This window comes from Pseudomonas cichorii (assembly GCF_018343775.1).
GTDB lineage: Bacteria > Pseudomonadota > Gammaproteobacteria > Pseudomonadales > Pseudomonadaceae > Aquipseudomonas > Aquipseudomonas cichorii.
This window is the reverse complement of the sequence record NZ_CP074349.1, coordinates 2658183-2671489: the sequence shown is the minus strand read 5'-3', so window position 1 is coordinate 2671489 and position 13307 is coordinate 2658183. Positions and strand designations below refer to the sequence as shown.

13 protein-coding genes and 3 pseudogenes are annotated in these 13307 nt (G+C 55.2%); 2 read left to right on the top strand and 14 right to left on the bottom strand.

Annotation, left to right across the window (positions count from 1 at the left end; translation table 11 throughout):
• Nucleotides 1-45: 45 nt before the first annotated feature.
• From KGD89_RS11785 to KGD89_RS11760, 6 genes are all read right to left on the bottom strand, one after another.
• Nucleotides 46-1053, bottom strand: a complete 1008-nt coding sequence (locus tag KGD89_RS11785) for an ABC transporter ATP-binding protein (RefSeq protein WP_025259983.1) — start codon at nucleotides 1051-1053, stop codon at nucleotides 46-48.
• Entirely contained in the window at nucleotides 1043-2041 is a 999-nt protein-coding gene (locus KGD89_RS11780; protein WP_025259982.1) for an ABC transporter ATP-binding protein, read from the bottom strand. Before KGD89_RS11780 ends, KGD89_RS11785 begins: the two co-directional genes overlap by 11 nt.
• Entirely contained in the window at nucleotides 2038-2943 is a 906-nt protein-coding gene (locus tag KGD89_RS11775; RefSeq protein ID WP_025259981.1) for an ABC transporter permease, read from the bottom strand. Before KGD89_RS11775 ends, KGD89_RS11780 begins: the two co-directional genes overlap by 4 nt.
• Nucleotides 2940-3914 carry an ABC transporter permease gene (locus tag KGD89_RS11770; protein WP_025259980.1) on the bottom strand — a complete coding sequence of 325 codons (975 nt, stop codon included), beginning with the start codon at nucleotides 3912-3914 and terminating at the stop codon, nucleotides 2940-2942. Before KGD89_RS11770 ends, KGD89_RS11775 begins: the two co-directional genes overlap by 4 nt.
• Nucleotides 3911-5371 carry an FAD-dependent oxidoreductase gene (locus KGD89_RS11765; RefSeq protein ID WP_025259979.1) on the bottom strand — a complete coding sequence of 487 codons (1461 nt, stop codon included), beginning with the start codon at nucleotides 5369-5371 and terminating at the stop codon, nucleotides 3911-3913. The genes KGD89_RS11770 and KGD89_RS11765 overlap by 4 nt, the downstream gene beginning before the upstream one ends.
• Before the next feature lie 212 nt (nucleotides 5372-5583).
• Nucleotides 5584-6534 (bottom strand): LysR family transcriptional regulator, encoded by a 951-nt coding sequence (locus KGD89_RS11760; RefSeq protein WP_025259978.1) that lies wholly within the window; start codon nucleotides 6532-6534, stop codon nucleotides 5584-5586.
• A 186-nt stretch (nucleotides 6535-6720) separates the two neighbouring features.
• On the opposite strand from KGD89_RS11760, the gene KGD89_RS11755 reads away from it, so the two are divergent.
• Entirely contained in the window at nucleotides 6721-7290 is a 570-nt protein-coding gene (locus tag KGD89_RS11755; protein WP_025259977.1) for a GNAT family N-acetyltransferase, read from the top strand.
• 320 nt (nucleotides 7291-7610) lie between these two features.
• Here KGD89_RS11755 and KGD89_RS11750 read toward each other — a convergent pair whose 3' ends face one another.
• From KGD89_RS11750 to KGD89_RS26565, 3 genes and pseudogenes are all read right to left on the bottom strand, one after another.
• Complete coding sequence (locus KGD89_RS11750) at nucleotides 7611-7994, bottom strand: DUF6911 family protein (RefSeq protein ID WP_143008745.1); 384 nt, start codon at nucleotides 7992-7994, stop codon at nucleotides 7611-7613.
• Nucleotides 7995-8012: 18 nt separating this feature from the next.
• A pseudogene (locus KGD89_RS26570) lies at nucleotides 8013-8372 on the bottom strand (cytidine deaminase-like fold-containing protein); the annotation flags it as partial.
• Between the two features lie 744 nt (nucleotides 8373-9116).
• Nucleotides 9117-11099, bottom strand: a pseudogene (locus tag KGD89_RS26565) (DUF637 domain-containing protein); the annotation flags it as partial.
• 45 nt (nucleotides 11100-11144) lie between these two features.
• On the opposite strand from KGD89_RS26565, the pseudogene KGD89_RS25990 reads away from it, so the two are divergent.
• A pseudogene (locus tag KGD89_RS25990) lies at nucleotides 11145-11249 on the top strand (DUF4124 domain-containing protein); the annotation flags it as partial.
• Between the two features lie 57 nt (nucleotides 11250-11306).
• Here the strand turns inward: KGD89_RS25990 and KGD89_RS11740 are convergent.
• From KGD89_RS11740 to KGD89_RS26560, 5 genes are all read right to left on the bottom strand, one after another.
• Entirely contained in the window at nucleotides 11307-11870 is a 564-nt protein-coding gene (locus KGD89_RS11740) for a hypothetical protein (protein ID WP_025259974.1), read from the bottom strand.
• 84 nt (nucleotides 11871-11954) lie between these two features.
• On the bottom strand, nucleotides 11955-12362 hold the full coding sequence (locus tag KGD89_RS11735; protein ID WP_025259973.1) for an Imm63 family immunity protein: 408 nt from the start codon (nucleotides 12360-12362) through the stop codon (nucleotides 11955-11957).
• Nucleotides 12363-12364: 2 nt separating this feature from the next.
• Nucleotides 12365-12511, bottom strand: coding sequence for a glycohydrolase toxin TNT-related protein (locus tag KGD89_RS26425; RefSeq protein ID WP_074569193.1), 147 nt, complete (start codon nucleotides 12509-12511; stop codon nucleotides 12365-12367).
• Nucleotides 12512-12789: 278 nt separating this feature from the next.
• Nucleotides 12790-13077: a hypothetical protein gene (locus KGD89_RS11725; protein WP_025259972.1), complete on the bottom strand. Its 288-nt coding sequence runs from the start codon at nucleotides 13075-13077 to the stop codon at nucleotides 12790-12792.
• Nucleotides 13078-13085: 8 nt separating this feature from the next.
• The gene (locus KGD89_RS26560; RefSeq protein ID WP_425262085.1) at nucleotides 13086-13292 is read right to left on the bottom strand and encodes a TreTu family toxin; all 207 of its coding nucleotides are present in this window, start codon (nucleotides 13290-13292) and stop codon (nucleotides 13086-13088) included.
• Between the last annotated feature and the right edge of the window lie 15 nt (nucleotides 13293-13307).

Here is a 13307-nt window from a genome sequence, read left to right as displayed (position 1 = left end):
GTGCGTAATGGCAATGAGCGCCAGCATTGCAGCGCTCGTTCGGTGCTATTCATTGAGGTGACAGGCGCTCAGGTGGCCGGGTGCAACCTCCCTGAGCGTTGGAACTTCCTCGCGGCAGCGCGCCGTGGCATGCGGACAGCGAGGATGGAAATGACACCCGGCAGGCGGGTTCAGCGGGCTGGGGATTTCCCCTTTTATCGCGTCATAACGGGCACTGCGAACATCAAAGCGCGGAATCTGCGCCAGCAGGGCCTGGGTATAAGGGTGATTGGCTCGTGCAAACAGGTCATCGACACTGGCGCTCTCTACCACCCGCCCCAGATACATCACCACCACGCGGTCGCAGAGGTGTTCCACCACGCCGAGATCGTGGCTGATGAACAGATAGGTCAGGCCCAGCTCATCGCGCAGGTCCATGAACAGGTTGAGGATCTGCGCCTGAATGGACACGTCCAGCGCCGCCACCGACTCGTCGCACACCAGAAGCTGCGGCTGTACCGCCAAGGCCCGGGCAATGCCGATGCGCTGACGCTGGCCACCGCTGAACTGATGCGGGTAACGCTGGCGCAGTTGCGGGCTCAGACCCGCACGCTGCAATTGCGCACTGACATAATCGTCGAACCCGGCCTTGTCGGTCAGACCATGCAGCAAGGCGCCCTCCCCGACAATCTGGTCGACCCGAAGGCGCGGATTAAGGCTGGAAGACGGGTCCTGGAAAATCATCTGAATCTTCAGGCGCGCCGCCAGACGCTCCTCGGCCGTCAGGTCCTCAAGGCGCTTGCCGTCGATGGAAGCGGTCCCGGAGGATACGGGCAGCAACCCGGCCACCATGCGGCCCAGCGTTGACTTGCCGCAGCCAGACTCGCCCACCAGCCCAACGACTTCGCCACGGTTGATCCGCAAATCGACGCGATCCACCGCATGGGTCACGGCTGATGGCCTGGTCCACTGCATGCGTTGCAGCCACTGATTCAAGGTGCTGTCGTTATTGCGCTTACCGAAGGTTTTACTGACCTGGCTCAATTCGACGATGGGCGTCTGGTTAATACTCATCGGCAGCTCCCGGGTGAAAACAACGGACCAGACGACCCGCTTCGATTTCGCGACTGTGTGGTTCCTGCTCGCACTGATTGCTCGCTCGGGAGCAACGTGCAGCAAAGGCGCAACCGGTCGGCATCGACAACAGATCCGGTGCCATGCCGGGGATCTGGCGCAGACGCTGACCACGCTTGTTACGGCTCGGAAGGCTGTCGATCAGGCCCTGGGTGTAAGGATGCTGTGGACGATCCAGCACCGCCGATACCGGGCCTTGCTCGACGATACGACCGGCATACATCACGGCGATGTCATCCGCCAGACCGGCCACCACTGAAAGGTCATGGGTAATCCAGATCAGGGAGGTTCCTTGCTGACGCACAAGCTTTTGCACCTCGCTGAGGATCTGCGCCTGAATGGTCACGTCCAGCGCCGTGGTCGGCTCGTCGGCGATAATCAGGTCCGGTGCGTGCAACAGGGCAATGGCAATCGCCACCCGCTGGCGCATGCCACCGGAGAGCTGATGCGGATAGGCATTCAAGCGCTCGTCAGGGCTGGGAATTCCCATCAGCGCCAAGGTGTCACTGGCATGCTGACGCGCCTCGCGACGCCCCATCGGGCGATGAGCCTGCACCGCTTCGATCATTTGCGTATCGATGCGCAGGACCGGATTGAGGGTCATCATCGGGTCCTGAAAGATCATCGCAATGCGATTGCCTTGCAGGCTGCGCAACTGCGAAGCGCTCAGCTTCGTCAGATCGCGACCTTGAAACACCACTTCACCACCGCTGATACGCCCCGGCGCATCGACCAGCCCGAGAATGGAAAAACCGGTCACCGACTTGCCGGAACCCGACTCGCCCACAAGACCGAGAATCCGCCCCGGTTGCAGGCGCAGAGAAACATCGCGCACGGCAGGCAGAATGCCCGCCCGGGTATCGAACGACGTACAGAGGTTGCGCACATCCAGAGTCGGTTGCGCCAGAGACACTTCAGGCGCGCTCATCGTTGCAACCTCGGGTTCAAGACATCACGCAAACGATCACCCACCAGATTGATGGCCACAATGGTGATCAGCAGCGCCAGCCCCGGAAAGAAACTGATCCAGTATTCGTTGCTGAGCATGTACTGGAAGCCGTTGGCAATCAGCAGCCCGAGTGACGGTTCGGTAATCGGCACGCCAAGCCCCAGGAACGACAAGGTCGCCTCCAGCGTGATGCCCCTGGCAATCTGCAAGGCGCCGATCACGATCAGCGGCGGCAGGCAGTTGGGCAGGATATGCCGCACGACGATCCGCCATGAACCGATCCCCTGCCCCCGCGCCGCATCGACGTACTCGCGACGGCTTTCGGTCAAGGCCTGCCCACGGGCGGTACGGGCGTAATAGGCCCATTCGAGCAGCACCAGCGTCAGCATCACATTGCCGACGCCCTTGCCCAGCCAGGCCAGAATCATCAACGCCATGAGAATGACAGGGAAAGACAGCAGCAGATCCACCAGACGCATCAACAAGGCATCGAGCCAGCCGCCGACATAAGCCGACAGCAAACCCAGCAAGGTGCCAACGGCAGCGGCAATCAGTGCAGAACCGATACCGACCCACAGGCTGATACGCAGCCCGTAGATGATCGCCGACAGCAGATCACGGCCCTGGCCGTCAGTGCCCAGCCAATAGGTGTAGCCACCGTCGAGGTTTTCACTGCCCGGCGGCAGGCGTGCATCCAGCACATTGAGCTGCATCAGGTCATAGGGATTCTGAAACACGATCCACGGCGCCAGTGCCGCCATCAGCATGATGACCAGCAGCACCAGCAGACCGAACATGGCCGTATAGGAACGGGAAAACTCCACAGCACCGAGCCGCCATGGCGATTGCACGTGCAGGCGTGCGACCTGTACCTGACTCATCGGCCAGCCTCGATGCGCACACGCGGATCAAGCAGGTAATACAACGCATCGACGATCAGATTGAGCACCACGAAAATCACGACCACCACCATCAGATAAGCCACGACAACCGGGCGATCCAGCATATTGATACTGTCCAGAATCAGCTTCCCGGCACCCGGCCAGGCAAAGATACTTTCGGTCACCACGGCATAGGCGATGGTCGACCCCAGCTCCATTGCCAGCACTGTCACCAGCGGGATCATGGTGTTGCGCATCACATGCATGCACATCACCCGCATCGGCGACAGGCCCTTGGCACGGGCGAACTTGACGAACTCCTGGGGCAACACTTCGCGCACACCGGCACGAGTCAGGCGCAGCACAAGGGAAATCTTGAACAGCGCCAGGTTGAGCGCCGGAAGAATCAGGTGTTGCAGGCCATCCAGCGTCAGGAACGACCACTGCACGCCAAGAAACTCGCGAGTCTCCCCACGCCCGCTGGCTGGTAGCCAGCCCAGGTGGATCGAGAACAGCATGATCATCATCAGCGCCACCCAGAACGCTGGCAGCGAGAAGCCCACAATGCTGGTGGCCATCATTACCCGCGAGACCGGGTGATCGGGATAAGTGCCCGCGAACATGCCCAGCGGCACACCCAGCAATACCGCCAGGAACAGGGCACTGAACGCCAGCTCGAACGTGGCAGGCAGGCGTTGCAGAATCAGGCGCATGGCATCTTCGTGATAGACGAAACTCTGGCCGAGATTGCCGCTCGCCGCGCCCTTGAGGAACAGCAGGTATTGCTGCCACAGCGGCTTGTCCAGCCCGAGGTGTGCGATAGCCGCCAGACGCTCGGCCTGATTCAGGTCCTCACCCACCAGAATGTCCATCGGATTACCAATGGCATTCAGGCCGATGAACACCACCAGCGTCATGAGCAACACCACCAGCAGCGACTGAACCAGACGCCGCACAGCCCAGCCGATCATCCGAGCAGCTCTTGGGCTGTGGGCGCACCGGCGACCCATTCGTCGCCCAGCAATTCGGGCTCGTTGTAGCTCTGCATGGCGGCAAAATGCAAATCGATGTCCTCGTTGAACAACTGCCCTGCCAGCCCATGAGCCAGGCGCTTGGCGCCTTCGCTGATGGCCGGAATGTCCCCGGATACCGCCCCGTAACTCAGGGCTGCCGGGTAATTGAAGCAGTGAATCTTCTCGATCCCCGGGCATGCGCCGGGGGTTTTCTGCTGGAACTCGAAGCAGGTCCCCAGATCCGGCAGAGAGCAAAGCTCGGCATCGAACTCATCCTCAGGCACCTCGAAGCGGTCGCTCCAGACCTGAATATGCTTTGCGAAAGAAGCAAACTCGGGACGCAAGTTGAAGTCCGTCCGAAAGCCTGTGGCAAACACCAGAAAATCGTATTCCAGCTTCGCATTGGGCGTGCGCACTACCAGCGCGCCGGACTCGTTCTGCCGAACCGAAACAATCGGGCTGTTGAGCAGGAAACGAGAGTCAGGTGAACGGGAAACACGCTGTGTGCTGCCACGGGGAGGCGGCACTTGCTGGGTATTGAGGTAGCGGCGGATGCGCCATTTCCAGCTGTCCGGCAAACGCCAGTAACCGTGGGTCATCCCCGGATTGCCTGCGCCCTTGCCCTTGTTGACCCGTGGCAACTCTGCGCGACGAATCAGCAAGTCGACCTTCTGCGCACCCGCCTCAATCGCCGTGGCGGCACTGTCCATGGCCGAAGCACCGCCACCGATCACCGCCACCCGCTTGCCGACAAACCAGTCATCCTGCAAACCATCGGCCGAGTGCGCCCAGACCTGGCGCGGCAGCTCACGAGCAAAATCCGGCACCCAAGGCCCGCCCAAGCCATCGCGCCCGGTCGCCAGCACCACATGCCGGGCCACATAGTGCTGATTGTGGCCGGGGCTGACGATATCCAGTTCGACCAGACCATCGGCGCGAGGCTGGACCCGGCTGACCCGATGCTCGTTGCGCACATCCAGATCCAGCACCTTGCGATACCAACGCAGGTAATCCGCCCATTGCAGACGCGGGATCTTGTCCAGCGCATTCCAGGCCTCAAGCCCGAACTGCGCCTCGAACCAGGCACGAAATGTCAGGGCAGGCAAACCCAGTGCCGGACCGGTCAGTTGTTTGGGCGAACGCAGGGTTTCCATGCGCGCAGTGGTTGCCCACGGGCCTTCGAAACCGGTCGGGGACTGATCGAAAATCGTCGTCACCACACCCAGATGACGCAACTCCGCCGCCAGTGCCAGACCAGCCATGCCACCACCGATGATCGCGACATCCAGTACTGGAGCGCCTTCATGCAAACGCGGCTTGACCCAGGGTGAGGCTGGCAGATCCAGCCACTCCAGATCCTGCTTGAGACGGGCCTGCAAGGCGGCAAGCCCAATCGGTGCGTTTGTATCGGACATTTTCAGTACTCGTGCTGAAGATCATGGATAGAGCGAATCCATACAAAAAACGCTCCAAACTCACAATTATTGAATTCATAAGGCTTATGAATTCAAAAAACGAATACTAAAAGCTGATATTTATTACTACAACGGCAAAAAATGAATATTGATATAGCTTAAAACGATAAGAAATCAGAAAGTCGCATAAGCACGACGCTCGCTGCCGGGCTTCAACCGGCGTAAATGCTCTGCAAAAGAGCGTCATGCTCGCTCGGGGCATGCATGATCACGGAGGGCAGCAAGGCCTGAGCCGATGCAGCAAGCTCCGTCACCAGCGCCTGCGCCACATCTGACAACGGGCTGGCAAACGCCGAAACCAGACCGAAAAAGAACGGAATATTGCATTCCATCGGTCGCACGACCACGCCTTCTACAGGCACGCCCAGCGCAGTGAAAGGATCGACCAGCGCCACACCCAGCCCCACCCGCGCCATCTGCATGGCAATCAGCGAAGTATTGGTATCGAGCATGTGCGGAACAGCGCCGCCGACATCCTGAAAAGCCTTGTCGATACGACGTCGAAAACGATAAGGGTTGGACATGGTAATCAGCGTCTGACTGGCCAGAACCTGCATCGGCAAGACATCGAAACGGGCCAGCGGCGAATCCGCAGCCAGCACCGCCACACAAGGCGACTCACCGATCCAGTGAATATCCAGCCCCCGATGCTCCAGCGGCAGGCTGACTGCGCCCAGGTCCATGGTCTTGGAAAGCACCGCCTGCACGACATTTTCAGGAGACATACTGTGCAACTGGATATGCTGCGGGCGCAGATCATCCGGCAAACGGGACAAGGCCAGCGGCAACAAACCCGCCGCCAGCGCCGGTATCGCCACCAGCTTGATCTGCCGGTTCTCGTCCAGCGCAATATGCTGCGCGCGCTGCCGGATATTGCGAATACCCAGCAATGCACTCTCCACCTCGGCATACATCATGAACGCTTTCTGCGAAGGCGTGACCTTCGGCCCACTGCGCTCGAACAAGGCAAAACCCAGCTCCTGCTCCAACTCCTGGATGGCACGGGTCACCGAGGGTTGCGAACGCCCCAGCATCTTCCCCGCCGCCGTCACACTGCCCGCCGACATGACAGCCGCAAAAGCCTCGAGTTGTCGCAGATCCATATGCACGCCTTGAATCAATGAAGTGGAAACGTCCATCAGGCAAAGACTGCGATGAACAAACGGCAGGCAGTCTACACGCAGACAGGGCAAACAGAAGTATTGATCTGGATCATGACCTGAAGGTGCCGAAGCGTAAAAGATAGGTAAACCGCCTGCTCAATCGACGCACGGCCCCAAGGGATAGACATGAACACCGTCACCAGCGACTCGATCAGCGACGACCTCTACGCCCCTGAGCTGCGCTTCATCCACTGGATCGAAGAACTGAGCGACGGCACCCACCTGCTGATCAGACCGATCCAGGAAGACGACCGGCAACGAGCATTCGAATTCATCACACGCCTGTCGCCACAGACACAGCACTTCCGCTTCCTCTCCCCCAACAACGACCACGCCCCGCTGGCCCTCGACCAGATCATGGACACCGACTACCAACAACGCATGACCTACGTCGCCCTGATCATGGAAGACAACAACCAACTGACCGAAATAGGCCTGAGCCGCTACGCCGCGACAGAAGGCGACTCCTGCTGCGAATGCGCCGTCGTGGTCGCCGAAAAATGGCAAGACCGCGGGCTGGGCAAATTGCTGATGCAGCACCTTATGAATGCTGCGCGGTTGAACGGGTTTTATAGGATGTTTTCGATAGACGCGGTGAAGAATGCAAGGATGTTTAATCTGGCGCGGTCGTTGGGGTTTGAGTGTCATCCGGATCCGCTGGAGCGGGGGCAGGTTGTTTATAAGGTGGGGTTGTGAGTACAACGCCCTGGGCCTAACCACCTCATTGGTAAACTAATCATTGCTGAATAGCACCAGCACACCTTAATCCTTGAGCACTACCCGCTTCTAGTTTTTCTACTTCTCCTCCGCACCGCTCACACAAAGCAAAGTAGATTTTTTCATTCTGCTTACCTAGATTTTGGTTCGGCTTGATTTATCACTTTGAGGCATGCTTCCCAAATACTCCTTTCCAGCATGCCCACCTCTGAGCCAGTCAGCACACTGGTTGCATTGAGACTTTAGAAGCAGTTGCTCTTGCACCTACCCCTTATTTATTCCACTAGCTCCTTTTTCCTTTAAACACTTAATACTGCCGAACTCACATCACCAAAACTCAAAAACTCTTGAAAACAAAAAATAACGACCCCTATATCTCTTGTAATTAAACTCGCGCGATAGCAATCACCCAGAATATCAATAGATTTCGCTCCAGCTGACGTATTATTAAGGGTACGCACAACGTGCGCCCCATCATCCAGATACTGATTCAACATCAAAAGATAATTTCCAGAATCAGCATAAAGATTGATTTCGTAAGGTCCAGCTTCAGGTGCAGGGGTAATAGACAACGAAACCACACCATCGAATTTAATATATTCAAATATAATGGATTTAACGTCCTCCATACTCGGCTGATGAACAAGAGGAATTTGCAATCTGCCGCGCTCAGGGCTAAGCATATACCCTCCGATTATCATCTATTTTTTCTCCTTAATGGACTTCATACCTGACTCCCAGTAGTAATTTTTCGGAAGCCCTGTTTTATCATCTATAGCGCTTACGGTTAAAGACTTCAACTCAGCCTTTTCTGCGGCTGCGGCTATATCACCTTTGCAGAATCCGCACACATCCTTTCCTGCGACTGTCAAGAACATGTCCGCTCCGGTGGTTTTACCAGAGCTATAAGCTTGCTGAATAACACCGATTTCAGCGTGGGCATCTTTCATATTTCCATTTGGATAAAGCTTGCCAGGATTCGTAGAGGCTTTATCTGCAATCCTATCCGCGATCAACGAAGGTATTTTGGGGTCCGCTTCATTGAGCGGACGAGAGGTCTGATTAACGTCTTGGAAGGTCTGGCCTCCTACATTTCCCTCTGCCGCCACTTTTGGTGCAGATCCCTTAGCCGTTCCTTCTATTACATTTCTCTCGACCAGTACAGCAGCTTCCGAATCCGTAAGCATGCTTGTTGCATTCGCATTCTTGGACGCAGCGACTTTTGCACCACCTGACACAGAAACACGCTTAGCCAACAAAGCCCTCAGTACACCAGGCCCGCCAGTCAAAGCAAAAGCAAGATCAAGATCCCACGTAACCCGGTCAATACCACCGATCAGAACATTTGAGACCCGGCCCACCAGCTCATCGAGCTCTACAGGGCTGGTTGAAGCCTTGGAAAGCTCTGTCCAATATGCTGTCGCATTTTTCTCGCCAAGCTGTTGTATCAAGGCAAAGGGAACGACATCAACAATACTGTCCGCTGAATTGGTCTGTTTCCCTGAGTCCGTATTTAATAGCCCGGAATCCCTGAACTGCCTATCTGTCGACTGAAATGCATAAACGGGGGCACCGTTGGCGACAATCGGTTTTCCATCGCTCCACATCAGAACCGTGTTTTGAGAGGCCAGGTGCTGAATACTCTCCATGGCAATCGATAGTTCCGCCTTGAAACGCGACTGCTCAGGGTTACCCTCTTTAAAGCTGGCCAATACGGCCTGCAGTCGTGCACTTTCAGCAGCATCCAATTCAGCACTGGAAGCCAAAAGCAGGAAATCATCCCAAGATATACTGGATGATGGCTTACCCAAGCGCTTTTCAAGCGCCTTGGCTTCATCGTTCAAAGCCTTTCGTTCTGTAGCATGCAATAAACGATTATAGGTCGTAGCATTTGCGGCCACCCATGACCCCGTTTGCAAGCTCTTCGCATCACCTCCTTGGACTGAGGCAGTAAGCACACCAATAACCTGGGAGTTCATGACCAGAAGCTTGTCCCTTTGCTCCTTGGACATATCGGCGTATTGCTTGGCCAGGGTATCAACTAACGCCTCATTCACACCCGCAGCCAGTGCACCGGTCTTGAAGTCACCACCAGCCGCCTCTGCTGCCAGACCTCCCATGACCGCATGCAAGCCAATCTTGGCCAGACTACCGTCGGCCAGTTGATTAGTTTTGCTGAAGCCACCTACCCAGTTGAAGCCAGCTGCCGCAAAGGTATTGACCAAGCTGCTGCTCAGGGCATCACCGAACTGGCTATCACCTCCCAATGCACGATCAATCAATGTCGAAGTAGTGTTCTGTAGAAGCTGATTAGCAGCAAAGCTTCCTACACCTCCCCAAGAGGACAGCCCACCACTGCTGATAACTTTTCCGCTGTTCTGCAAGACACCCGAGGTGCCTGTCTGAGTGCTCGTCAGTTTGTCGTAGACACCCGCTGTCAGCCCGGCTGTAACACCAGAAACCACATAGCCACGTAGAGCGTCCGCAGAGGTCACATCCTTGAGCACAGCACCAAGATTTCCGCGGTTATTAATAGCGCTGACCGTTGCGCCGCTCGCGGCGCTGGTAGCTACTGCCGTGAGGGCCACGTTATCCCAGCCAGCACCAACGTAGGAGGCCCCCGCAGCCATTGCCTGAGAAGTAGTCGCTGCTGCCATTGCAGTGCCAGAGCCTGACATGGCACCCGCTCCGATCAGACCACTTGCAGCGCCCGCCGTGAAATAAGCCACGATGATCGCAATGATCATCTGTGCGGCTCCACCTAGACTGGAATGGCTGTATTTGAAACTTTCGTGGATCTCCTTGACCTGCCGCCAATCCACATCACCACGCTTCTCGGCCTCTTTGAGCCAGGCCAGTTGCGGATCGGCCTGGACCATGGCATCAATGGTCTGACTTACAGTTTGCTGATCGACCTGCTTGATATCGATCCTCAGGCCTTCCACAGCCTGGATTGTCAATTCGCCCTTTGCCACCATCTCGGTCTGACGCAAGGTTTCATCGGTTCGGCCTTTCCCTTTCATCGAGTTCCAGGCAAGGCTGCTTTTGCTCTTGGTATGACTTTCATCATGGAAGTCCTTCACCCCCTCAAAGGTGATACCCCCACCGCTTTCAATGGTCAGGTCATTACCACTGGTGAGCTTCGCCACCTGATACAACTGGTTGCCTCCACTCTCCAGTGTCAGGTCACCGCCGGAGGTGATTTCGCTGCCGACATTGCGGATATCGGTCACTTCATCCCGCTTGGTTTTCTTTTTGCCCCAACTGCCTTTGCTCTTCTTGTCGTAGAGGTAGTAATCGCTGTCCTGCGCGGCCAGGAGGCTGAGGTTTTCGCCTGCCGAGAGGTTGGCGTTTTCACCTGCGGTAATGCGGCTGGAGATGACGGCCAGGTCCTTGCCTGCGTTCAGGGCAATGCTGCCGCCGGCGTTCAGGTCGGAGGAAACCTGTTTGACGTGGTCGGTCTGGACGGTGAGTTTCTTGCTTCTGGACAGGGAGTGGGTTTCGTCTGCCGCCGAGCTGATGGTCATGTTCTCGGTCGCGGCCATGGCGATATCGCGCTTGGCATCGATGTCGCTGGCTGCAACATTGATATCGCGTCCCGACAGAGCCATGAGGTCACGACCGACGCTGACGCTGGAGCCCAGTTGCGTGATGCTGGACTGGGTATTCGCTCCCTGTGCCTTCGCTGTTTCGGTTGGTGCCGCACCGATATTGACGTCACGACCGGCAATCAGGCTGAGGTCACGACCAGCCTGCAGGGTGCCGCCCGCCTTATTATCTGAAGCCCCCAAAGATCACTGTTGATCGCCTGTTGTGTACCATAGCCCGCTTGCAGAACACCGCCGCAGAATGCGTTATCGCAGTGCAAGAGCCCGCTCTACAACAGCCAGTGCTTTGATCCGTCGGGTGGGTATTCGTCGAAGAAGGTGGGGAAATGATTGGGATTTGATAAAAGGGACGTATTTATATCGGCCCCTTTTTTATCTACCGGATCGTTAGCGTTTTACCTGAGGAATAATCAGCGGTACATAGACAGGCCCGGCAGGCGCTGGAGGTTTTACTGCACCGTCGCTCTCGACCACTTTCACCCCCTTGCTTCTGATCGCATCGAACAGACGCACAGTAGCATCACCATCGATATAACCGCCCTCATCAATCATGGCGCTCAAGGCAAGCTGACGTCGCTCTTCAGTCAACTGCACCTGCTTGTTCTTGAGAAACGAATAGAGCGACACCGTCCTGAGTGCAGCCAGATCGACACGGGCAATTTCCGTGTACTTCATCTGTTTGGCATCCCAACCTTGCACATAAAGCCCGGTTGAGGTCAGGGCGTATGTGCAGAAGTAATACGGGCCAGTGGTGGAGCCGGGCGTGGAGACAATGACCGAACAACGTCCGTGCTGGGTGATCGGGGTGTTCAGGTCTGGGACGTCTTTGACGATTTGGGACGGGAATTGTGTTCGGTCGTAGTAGATGGTGGCTTTGTCGTAGGAGGTGGTGTTGCAGGCTGATAGGAGGGTTGTCAGGCACAAGGGAAGTAAGAGTTTTAGGGTTTGCATGGGGGAGAGCCTTGAAAAATGAAAAATATAATATTGCCATATTAAATCATGTAGCATTGCAAAATATTTAACTTCAGCCTTGATTTAACCATCCAAATATGGAGACGCCTTCAATATTTCATCAACATCCCGCCTTGCTAAGCCCGCCCACTCAGGGTTTATCTCATCAAAAATCTGTACAAACTTTGAAAAGTAAACTCTTCTTGTATCAAAACCACCCACTCTATTATCCAGCTCATACTTAACAGCCATCCGCTGTACAACACGCTTCATTATCCAATAGAGCAGCTCATCCAAGGAGTTAGTCGACTTATTATATATTTCACAACCCCGTTCAGAAGACACATAACTAAAGCCATGGTCGTAAACTTTAACATAAGGAGTCCCATCATCTGCAGGGGCAGACAAGACGACCAACAAAGACTTCGGCGCGCCAACTCTTTCCCCGAGCCTGTCGACCATAGATTGTATTTCCTGAATAGAGGCAATCATTCTTACCGTACCTCTTTTATAAAATTATTATCAATAAGCCATTGCACGTTAACTCTCTCTGAAAGTGCTGGCAGAATTTGCGCACCACCGCCTGGCTCGTTGAATGCAGGAGCAATTTTTCCCTGAATTACAGGCAATGGTTTAAGCACTTTATATTTGCCCCCTTGAGCCGCGTGATAATGCCCGCAGATAAAATTGGAGTAACTTTTGGCGAAAGAAATGAACCATTCGGCCCACCATAGCGACCTAGTTTAGTGCCACTGGTAACGTATCTTTAATCGGGCCTTCAGAGCCCCATAAGCTCTTCAGCCATCCCGAACTGCCGTCAATTTTATTAAACCGCTCACAACAAGAAAATCCTGCAGTTTAATTACTGGCTATGACACCAATTAATCTTGGACTATTCGCAGTAGCACCTTCCACACTATCAACTATCCTGCATCAATATCTTTACAAACCTCTCAAACACCTGAGAAACAGCCCCCTCCTCTTCCGGAGAAAGCAACACATTCATAACCTGATCATCAAGAGCACAGTTGTATATATCAACACCCACCCAACCTTTAGACCAAAACTCTACAGTTCCTAGCTTGTTAAAACCTTCCAACTCTATCCTTTCGAGGTCACCAAACTCCCCATCAGCAAATGATGAGTATTCTAGAGAAATCCCCTTCAAAAGTGGTTTTACGCTTTCATTAAACCAAGAGCTATCCATAAGACTTCTCATTTTCTATCTAAAACCTCAATATTCGTGACCGCCGGAAGGTGCTCACCGCCCAGCTTATTAAGCAAGAACTGCTGAGACCTACCTGCATCAGGAGCAATCATTTTAAACCAGCCATCTTTCCCGCCTTGCAGCAAACTGTTAGCTGGAACATCAAACTCAACATAGACAGAACCTTTGGGTGCAGCCCCTTTAAAATCGGCGATACCATTAATAGCTAC